The organism is Pseudomonas sp. EGD-AK9 (assembly GCF_000465935.2).
GTDB lineage: Bacteria > Pseudomonadota > Gammaproteobacteria > Pseudomonadales > Pseudomonadaceae > Aquipseudomonas.
In genome coordinates this window covers 1-6,932 of the sequence record NZ_AVOF01000177.1, presented here as the reverse complement: position 1 = coordinate 6,932, position 6,932 = coordinate 1, and the positions used below count along the sequence as shown (strand labels likewise).

Genomic DNA, 6,932 nt, shown 5'->3' with positions numbered 1-6,932 from the left:
AGCAGCTGGGCGCTGCGGTCGGCATCGAGGGTGCGCGGCAGGCGCCGTTCGCGCTTGGGCGGGCTGAGGCCGGCGGCCGGGTCGTGACGGCACAGGCCTTCGCGCAGCAGGTACTGGTACAGGCCGCGGGTGGCCGAGAGCAGGCGCGCCAGGCTGCGGCTGGCCAGGCCCTGCTGGTGCAGGCGAGCGACCAGGCGGCGCAGCTCGCGGGTATCCAGCGCGGCCCAGTCGGCCAACCCCTCCGCCTCGCAGAAGGCCTGCACCTTGCCGAGGTCGCGGCGGTAGCCGTCGAGGGTGTGCAGCGACACCTGGCGCTCGCGACGCAGGTATTCGAGGTAGGCGTCAAGGTCAGCTGCAAGCTTCAAGCTTCAAGCCTCGTAGGATGGGTTCGCGGCGCCAGACACCAGAGTTGAGGGCGTGGCGCCACTCGCGCGGCGCGTAACCATCGGGTGATCTATCGAGCCATGATGGATAGTGCGCCGCTCAACCCATCCGACGACAGTCGTTAGCGTACCGAGCGCAGCGGCGTGGCGAAGCCGGGCAGCACGCGCGCCAGCACTTCGGCGATATAGCCGAGGAACAGGGTGCCGAGCGAGCTCTTGTAGTGTTGCGGATCGACACTGCCGATGGCCAGCACGCCGTGCAGCCCCTGATGGCTGAGCGAAACCACGGCGGCCGAGCCGACCCGGGCAGCGTCGTCCTTGCCGAACAGGAACTCCAGCTCGTGCGGACGCAACACGCCGCAGACGGTCTTGCCACCGCTGAGCAGGCCGCCGATCTGCGCATGCGCTTCGGCCAGGGTGGCCGAGCGGCCTACCGGCAGCTTGTTGTCGCTGAACAGGATCAGGCCGACGAAGGGCACCTGGAACTCGTGGCGCAGGCTGTCTTCCACCGCGCCGACCACCTCTTCCAGGCTGCCGGCGTCGAGCAGGTCGAGCACCAGGCGGCGGGTCTTGTCGAACAGGCGGTCGTTGTCGCGCGCCACGTCCATCAGCTGGCCGAGGCGGTGGCGCATCTCGATGTTGCGTTCGCGCAGCAGCTTGACCTGGCGTTCGACCAGCGACACGGCGTTGCCGGGCTGGTGCGGAATACGCAGCTCGGGAATGAGTTCTTCATGGTCGATGAAGAACTCCGGATGCAGGCGCAGGTAGGCGGCGACCGTTTCCGAGTCGAGCGGCTTGGGGCAATCCTGCTGGTCTGTCATAGGCGAACCTGTCCTTCGTATACGCGCGCAGCGGGCCCGGTCATCATAACCGGCTGCCCTTCGCCTGCCCACTCGATGGACAGCTTGCCGCCCGGCAGTTCCAGCTGCAGCGGCGAATCCATCCAGCCCTGGCGGATCGCCGCGACCGCCGCGGCGCAGGCGCCGGTGCCGCAGGCCAGGGTTTCGCCGGCGCCGCGTTCCCACACGCGCAGGCGCGCATGCTGGCGGTCCTGCACCTGGAGGAAGCCGACGTTGACCCGCTGCGGGAAGCGCGGGTGATGTTCCAGCTTCGGCCCCAGCTCACGCACCGGCGCGTCGTCGACGCTGTCGACGCGCAGCACGGCGTGCGGGTTGCCCATCGACAGCGCGGCCAGCTCGACCGTCTCGCCGTCCACCTCGACCTTGTAGCTCAGCGCCGCCTGTTCGGCCTGGAATGGCACCTGCGCCGGCTCCAGGCGCGGCGCGCCCATGTTGACGCAGACCTGGCCGTCGTTCTGTACGCGCAGCTCGATCACGCCGCTCTTGGTCTCGACGCGGATCACCTTCTTGGTGGTCAGGCGCTTGTCCAGCACGAAGCGGGCGAAGCAGCGCGCGCCGTTGCCGCACTGCTCCACTTCCGAGCCGTCGGAGTTGAAGATGCGATAACGGAAGTCGACGTCCGGGTGGCTCGGCGGCTCGACGATCAGCAGCTGATCGAAGCCGACGCCGGTGTGGCGGTCGCCCCATTGCTTGGCGTGCTTGGGCTGCACGTGGGCATGCTGACTGATCAGGTCGAGGACCATGAAGTCGTTGCCCAGGCCGTGCATCTTGGTAAAGCGCAATAGCATGGCGTCGCCCTCAGGCCGGCAGCAGGCTTTCGCCGGCATAGAGCTCTTGGACGGTCTCGCGCCGACGCACTTCATAGGCCTGCTCGCCATCCACCAGCACCTCGGCGGCGCGGCCGCGGGTGTTGTAGTTGGAGCTCATGACGAAGCCGTAGGCACCGGCCGAACGCACCGCCAGCAGGTCGCCTTCGGCCAGCACCAGCTGGCGATCCTTGGCGAGGAAGTCACCGGTCTCGCAGATCGGCCCGACCAGGTCGTAGTTGCGCGGCTCACCGGCGCGCGGCTGCACCGGCGAGACGTCCATCCAGGCCTGGTACAGCGCCGGGCGGATCAGGTCGTTCATCGCCGCATCGACGATGGCGAAGTCCTTGTGCTCGGTGTGCTTGAGGTATTCCACCTGGGTCAGCAGCACGCCGGCGTTGGCCACGATGAAACGGCCCGGCTCGAACACCAGGGCCAGGTCGCGGCCCTTGATGCGCTCGCGCACGGCCTTGATGTAGTCGCCGGCCAGCGGCGGCTGCTCGTCGCGGTACTGCACGCCGAGGCCGCCGCCCAGGTCCAGGTGACGGATGTGGATGCCGCGGCCGGCCAGCTTGTCGACCAGCAGCAGCAGGCGATCCAGGGCATCGAGGAAGGGCTCGAGGGTGGTCAGCTGCGAGCCGATATGGCAGTCGACGCCGATCACTTCCAGGTTCGCCAGTTCGGCGGCGCGGGCGTAGACCGCCTCGGCCTGCTCGATGTCGATGCCGAACTTGTTTTCCTTGAGGCCGGTGGAGATGTAGGGGTGAGTGCCGGCGTCCACGTCCGGGTTGACCCGCAGCGACACCGGCGCCTTGACGCCCAGTTCGGACGCCACCTTGTGCAGGCGTTCCAGCTCGACGCTGGATTCGACGTTGAAGCAGTGCACGCCCACTTCCAGGGCGCGGCGCATGTCGTCGCGGCTCTTGCCGACGCCGGAGAAGACGATGCGGCTGGGTTCGCCGCCGGCGGCCAGGACGCGCTCCAGTTCACCGCTGGAGACGATGTCGAAACCGGCGCCGAGGCGCGCCAGCACGTTCAGCACGCCGAGGTTGGAGTTGGCCTTGACGGCGAAGCAGACCAGGTGCGGCAGGCCGGCCAGGGCATCGGCATAGGCGCGGTACTGCGCCTCGATATGGGCGCGCGAGTAAACGTAGGTCGGTGTGCCGAAGCGCTGGGCCAGCGCGGACAGGGCGACACCTTCCGCGAACAGCTCGCCGTCGCGGTAGGTAAAGGCTTCCATGGGGTGCTCCTTCAGAGTTCGAAACGGTCTCGGCTGTTACCGGCGTTTTCGTCGCCCGGCAGGTACAGCGGGCCTTTCTGTCCGCAGCCGGCCAGCAGGCAGACGGCGGCGAGGAGCGCGAGGGTCAGTCGCTTCATGGGGGGGTCCTTGAAATAAGCGTGAATTGCGCCGGAGTATACCGACCCCCCGCCCCCTTGCCTATGCGCCAGGCGCCCGCCTGGCGGGGGCTGGCTCAATCTGCGCGTGGCCCTGGCGCCAGCGTGCGCGGCGTTTGCCGACGCCTGGGTTAGCATGGGGCAAGCCCAAGGAGCCTCGATGGACAATCCCGCCACACTGGCCAGTTCGGTCTCGGTCGCTTACCTGCAGGGTCTGGTCGATCACCTGCAGCGTCAGGGCATAGCCCCTGCGGCGCTGCTCGCCCATGCCCAGCTGGCCCCCGAGGTGCTCGGCCAGCGCGACCAGCGCATCGCCGCCAGCGCCTACCTGAGCCTGCTCGGCGAAGGCGTGCGGCTGAGCGGCGACGACTGCCTCGGCCTGCACCTGGGCGAGGCGGTACGGCCCGGCTATTACGGCGTGCTCGGCTACCTGATCATGAGCTGCGCGACCCTGGCCGATGCCCTGCATCGCCAGGCGCGTTATGCCGCCTTGGTCGGCAACCTGGGCCTGGTCGGCCTCGACGACGAGCCGCCGCGCCCCGGTGGCGAGCCGTTGGTGGCGCACAGCTGGCAGCCGCTGCTGGCGCAGCAGCAACGCCAGCTCAGCGAGGAGACCCTGGCCGGTTGGGTCAGCTTCGGCCGCTGGATCAGCGGCCTGGACATCCCGCCCAGCGAGGTGCGCTTCCAGCACCCGGCGCCGGCCGATACCTCCGAGCACGAGCGGATCTTCCGGTGCCCGGTGCTGTTCGGCCAGGCCGACAACGCCCTGGTGTTCCCCAAGCGCCTGCTGGCGGTGCCGCTGGGCCAGGCCGACGCCCAGGTGCGGCTGATGCTCGACGCCTACGCCGACCGCCTGCTCGGCGAGCTGCGCCAGGGTCACAGCGTGCTGGATCGGGCGCGCCTGGAGCTGGCGCGCCAGCTGCCCGAGCAGGGGCCGGATCTGGAGGCCATCGCCAGCGCCTTGGCGCTCAGCCCGCGCACCCTGCAGCGGCGCCTGCGCGAAGGCGGCCTGTCGTTCAGTCAGCTGGTCGACGAGACGCGCCAGCAACTGGCGCTGCACTACCTGCGCGACCCGGCGCTGGGGCTGGCGGAAATCGCCTTTCTGGTCGGCTTCAGCGAGCCCGGTTCGCTGGCGCGCGCCTTTCGCCGCTGGACGGGAGCGAGTCCGGGCGAGTACCGTCGCCACCTTCTCGGCTAGGCCGGCTACCCCGGTCTGGCGTTTTCGCCTATTTTTCTGCAGTCGCAGCACCTTGTGAGGACACCCCGATGAGCCTGAGCGAAGCCCGCTTCCACGACCTGGTCGATGCCACCCAGCAGGCGGTGGAAGACATCTTTGACGACAGCGGTCTGGACGTCGACCTGGAGAACAGCGGCGGCGTGCTCACCGTGCGTTTCGACAACGGCAGCCAGCTGATCTTCAGCCGTCAGGAGCCGATCCGTCAGCTGTGGCTCGCGGCGCGTTCCGGCGGCTTCCACTTCGACTTCGATGAAGCCAGCGAGCGCTGGATCTGCGACAGCAGCGACGAGCAGCTGGGCGAGATGCTGGTGCGCATCACCCTCGAGCAGTGCGGCACCGAGCTGGAGTTCGATGAGCTCTGAGCCCGGCTCGCGCGACACGGCGCCGCTGGCCTCGCCCTGCCGACGCCAGTGCTGCCTGGACGATGGCGACGTCTGCCTCGGCTGCGGTCGCACCCTGCAGGACATCCTCGACTGGGGCGCGGCCGACGACGCCCGGCGCCGGCAGATCTGCCGCGAGGCCGAACAGCGGCTGCGCCAGCGCAAGGCGGCGCCCTGACCGGGCGGTCTTGTTTATTTGCCCGGCTGTGTTAGGGTCGGCCTAAGGTTTCGCAAAACCCCGCCTTCGGGCGGGGTTTTGCTTTTTCTGCGCCCAGCACGAGGAGTCAGGCCGCCATCATGAGCAACACGCCCGCTATCACCATTACCCGTCTCGACCTGCAGCGCCTCGAGCGTCTGCTCGACAGCCTGGAGGATTTCGGCCCCGGCGCCACCGCGCTGCAGGCCGAGCTGGATCGTGCCGAGGTGGTCGGGCACGACGAGGTGCCGGCCGGCGTGGTGACCATGAACTCGCGGGTGCACTGCCGCGAGGAGAGCAGCGGCAAGGATTACCACCTGACCCTGGTCTACCCGCAGGACGCCGGCGGCGAGGGCACCGTCAGCATCCTCGCGCCGATCGGCTGCGCCCTGCTCGGCCTGTCCGTCGGCCAGCATATCGACTGGCCGGCGCCTGGCGGCAAGCTGCTCAAGCTGACCCTGCTGGCGGTGGAATACCAGCCGGAGGCCGCGGGCGAATACGTTCGCTGAGTGGCCGCTGCGCGGGGCGCTGGACTAGAGTATGAGCTTGTCCGGCAAGGAGGCCCTGCGGTGCCCAGTCTGCCCCTCTATTTCCCCCAAGGTTTCCAGTTGTCCCGCGCCCTGGGCTGCGCCCAGCTGGTGGTCGCGGCCTACGATCAGTACCAGCAGTGGCAGGCCCAGGGCCGGCCGCGACGGGCACAGGATTTCCACTGGCAAGCGCCGGCGCTGCCGGGCTGGCGTTTTTCCGCGGTGGTGTGGAGCAGCCTCACCGAGTTCTGGATATTCGACGAGGCGGAGCCTTTCGGTTTCGCCGCCTGCGATCCGCGCGGCGACTGCTACCTGGTGTTCCGCGGCACCGAGTCGGTGCAGGACTGGCTCGACGACCTCGACCTGGACCAGCGGGCCTACCCCTGGCAGGCCGGCGTCGGTCAGGTGCATGACGGTTTCCTCACGCTCTATGCCTCGCTGCGCGACCAGGCCCTGCAGGCACTCGACGACCTGCAGCCGAGTCAGGCGCTATGGCTCTGCGGGCATAGCCTGGGCTGCGCGCTGAGCAGCCTGGCGGTGCCCGATCTGCACCTGCGCTGGCCCTCGCTGCCGCTGCAGCACTACAACTTCGCCAGTCCGCGCCTGGCCGCACCGGCCTTTGCCGCCTACTACAACGGTCTGGACGTACCCACCTATCGCCTGGTCAACGACAGCGACCTGGTGCCCGAGGTGCCGCCCGCGGTCAGCGACCGCTGGCTGTACCAGCATCTGGGCCTGGCAGTGAGCTTCACTGCCAGCTACGGCGGCGTAGCCGACAACCACAGCCTGGCCGACTGCTATCTCTACGCCCTGCTCCATCCCCAGGCGCCGATGCGCGACTGAGGGCCCTCAGGCCTGCTGCAGCGCCGCGTTCAGCGCATCCTCCAGTTCGCTCTTGTAGCGCAGGTAGTGCACGGTCTGCGCCTGCTGGCTGGCGAGCAGGGCGGACAGGTCGAGGTCGGTGATGTAGCAGGGGTAGCGCTCGCCGCCGGCGCGCTGGGCGAGGATATGCCGGGCCACGGCGCGGTACAGCTCGCGGCCGTACTCCAGCTCGGAAAACTCGCGGTGGTTGCAGTACAGGGTGACGTGCGGCTGGCGGCCGTCGCCCGGCTCGAGGATCGCCTGCACGTCGTAGAACGGGTGGCTGA

Annotated in this window: 10 protein-coding genes and 1 pseudogene; 5 read left to right on the top strand and 6 right to left on the bottom strand. The window is 68.9% G+C overall.

The genetic code is table 11. The features are described 5' to 3' along the window. From N878_RS09805 to N878_RS09785, 5 genes are all read right to left on the bottom strand, one after another. Window positions 1–365 (bottom strand): site-specific integrase (locus N878_RS09805; protein WP_021443487.1); only part of this gene is annotated, 365 nt, incomplete at its 3' end. A 140-nt stretch (window positions 366–505) separates the two neighbouring features. Continuing rightward, complete coding sequence (locus N878_RS09800; protein ID WP_021443486.1) at window positions 506–1,204, bottom strand: DUF484 family protein; 699 nt, start codon at window positions 1,202–1,204, stop codon at window positions 506–508. Continuing rightward, window positions 1,201–2,031, bottom strand: a complete 831-nt coding sequence (dapF, locus tag N878_RS09795) for a diaminopimelate epimerase (RefSeq protein WP_031302963.1) — start codon at window positions 2,029–2,031, stop codon at window positions 1,201–1,203. The genes N878_RS09800 and dapF overlap by 4 nt, the downstream gene beginning before the upstream one ends. 10 nt (window positions 2,032–2,041) lie before the next feature. Continuing rightward, window positions 2,042–3,289 (bottom strand): diaminopimelate decarboxylase, encoded by a 1,248-nt coding sequence (gene lysA / locus N878_RS09790; RefSeq protein WP_021443484.1) that lies wholly within the window; start codon window positions 3,287–3,289, stop codon window positions 2,042–2,044. 11 nt (window positions 3,290–3,300) lie between these two features. Continuing rightward, the gene (locus tag N878_RS09785; protein ID WP_003242379.1) at window positions 3,301–3,426 is read right to left on the bottom strand and encodes a lipoprotein; all 126 of its coding nucleotides are present in this window, start codon (window positions 3,424–3,426) and stop codon (window positions 3,301–3,303) included. A 178-nt stretch (window positions 3,427–3,604) separates the two neighbouring features. On the opposite strand from N878_RS09785, the gene N878_RS09780 reads away from it, so the two are divergent. The 5 genes from N878_RS09780 to N878_RS09760 all read left to right on the top strand — a co-directional run bounded on the left by N878_RS09780 (window position 3,605) and on the right by N878_RS09760 (window position 6,627). Then, window positions 3,605–4,642 carry an AraC family transcriptional regulator gene (locus tag N878_RS09780; protein WP_021443483.1) on the top strand — a complete coding sequence of 346 codons (1,038 nt, stop codon included), beginning with the start codon at window positions 3,605–3,607 and terminating at the stop codon, window positions 4,640–4,642. A gap of 68 nt (window positions 4,643–4,710) precedes the next feature. Next, on the top strand, window positions 4,711–5,043 hold the full coding sequence (gene cyaY / locus N878_RS09775; protein ID WP_021443482.1) for an iron donor protein CyaY: 333 nt from the start codon (window positions 4,711–4,713) through the stop codon (window positions 5,041–5,043). After that, entirely contained in the window at window positions 5,033–5,239 is a 207-nt protein-coding gene (locus N878_RS09770; RefSeq protein ID WP_021443481.1) for a DUF1289 domain-containing protein, read from the top strand. The genes cyaY and N878_RS09770 overlap by 11 nt, the downstream gene beginning before the upstream one ends. 119 nt (window positions 5,240–5,358) lie before the next feature. Next, window positions 5,359–5,766 carry a nucleoside diphosphate kinase regulator gene (gene rnk, locus N878_RS09765; RefSeq protein WP_021443480.1) on the top strand — a complete coding sequence of 136 codons (408 nt, stop codon included), beginning with the start codon at window positions 5,359–5,361 and terminating at the stop codon, window positions 5,764–5,766. A 60-nt stretch (window positions 5,767–5,826) separates the two neighbouring features. Then, the gene (locus N878_RS09760) at window positions 5,827–6,627 is read left to right on the top strand and encodes a lipase family protein (RefSeq protein WP_021443479.1); all 801 of its coding nucleotides are present in this window, start codon (window positions 5,827–5,829) and stop codon (window positions 6,625–6,627) included. Between the two features lie 6 nt (window positions 6,628–6,633). Here N878_RS09760 and N878_RS09755 read toward each other — a convergent pair. After that, a pseudogene (locus N878_RS09755) lies at window positions 6,634–6,932 on the bottom strand (adenylate cyclase); the annotation flags it as partial.